The sequence below is a fragment of the Mycobacterium sp. SMC-21 genome, from assembly GCF_045310825.1.
GTDB lineage: Bacteria > Actinomycetota > Actinomycetes > Mycobacteriales > Mycobacteriaceae > Mycobacterium.
Genome location: NZ_JBJIAO010000103.1, coordinates 1 through 1,335, shown reverse-complemented (window position 1 = coordinate 1,335; position 1,335 = coordinate 1). Strand labels below are relative to the sequence as shown.

Here is a 1,335-nt window from a genome sequence, read left to right as displayed (position 1 = left end):
GGGACTTGACCCCGTGTGTTGGACACGCTTAATCCCAGGAATGCCTGGGGGAAGCGAGATGATCCAACTCGATGGCAAGGAAAAATTACCCCGATGAGTTCAAGCGTGACGCGGTCGCGTTGTACCGGGACACCGACGGTGCGACGATCACCGTGATTGCTGCCGAACTCGGTGTCAGCGAGGCCACGTTGTCGGCGTGGTGCAAGGCCGCCGGCGTGCCGGTCCGCCACCGCAAGCCCGGATCGGCCAGTGTGCCTGCACCGGGCGTGGAGACCCCGGAGCAGGAGCTGGCCCGGCTACGCGCCCAGGTCAATGACCTGCAAGCGGAGAAGACGAAGCTGGCTACCGAGCGGGACATTCTGCGGTCGGCGGCCAAGTATTTCGCCGGGGAGACGAACTGGTGAGCCGCTTCCAGTTCGTCGCCGACCACCGGGACGCCTTCGAGGTGAAGTGGCTGTGCAGCGTGGTTGAGATCGCGCGTTCGTCGTTTTACGCCTGGTGCGCGGCAGCAGAAGGCCGGGATGCCCGCGCTGCTGCTGACGAGGCGCTCGTCGAGCGGATCCGGGTGGTGCATGACGAGGACAACACCTACGGGGCGCCGCGGATCACCGCTGAGCTCAACGACGGTGTGCCCGAGGCGAAGCGGGTCAACCACAAGCGGGTCGCCCGGGTGATGCGCGGCGCGCAGATCGCCGGCTACCGGCGCAGACGCCGCGTCAAGACGACGGTGCCGGATCCGGCCAACCAGAAGGTGCCCGATCTGCTCAAGCGGGATTTCACCGCGTCGGCAGTCAATGTCGCCTATGTCGGAGATATCACCTACTTGCCCCTGGCGACCGGCGGCAATCTGTACCTGGCCACGGTGATCGACTGCTGCTCACGGCGGGTGGCGGGGTGGGCGATCGCTGAGCACATGCGTACCGAGTTGGTCGAGGACGCCCTCAGGGCCGCCGCGGCGTTGCGCGGCAGTCTGGTCGGTGCAATATTCCATTCGGATCACGGAAGTCAGTACACCTCAAGAGATTTCGCGAACCTCTGCAAAGAACTGGGCGTCACTCAGTCTATGGGCGGCGTGGGGTCAAGTGCCGATAATGCCCTGGCCGAATCGTTCAACGCCGCCCTCAAGCGCGAGATCCTGCAAGACCGCACCTGCTGGATCGACGCAGCGGCCTGCCGTCGTGAGGTGTTCCGCTGGCTGGCCCGCTACAACACCAAACGACGCCACTCCCGCTGCCGTCATTCCAGCCCCGCCACCTACGAAAGGACCCTGACACCCGCTACGCTGCCCGAAGCTGCCTAACCACAAATCCCGTGTCCACTACATGGGGGCAAGGC

1 protein-coding gene is annotated in these 1,335 nt (G+C 65.0%); it reads left to right on the top strand.

Features of this window, described 5'->3' with window-relative positions:
- The first annotated feature begins 71 nt into the window (after positions 1–71).
- Positions 72–1,300 (top strand): IS3 family transposase gene (locus tag ACJH6H_RS29715; protein ID WP_406776390.1). Its coding sequence is split into 2 segments (ribosomal slippage): positions 72–384 and positions 384–1,300, totalling 1,230 coding nucleotides; the frame shifts between segments, so codons are not numbered across the junction.
- Positions 1,301–1,335: the final 35 nt, after the last annotated feature.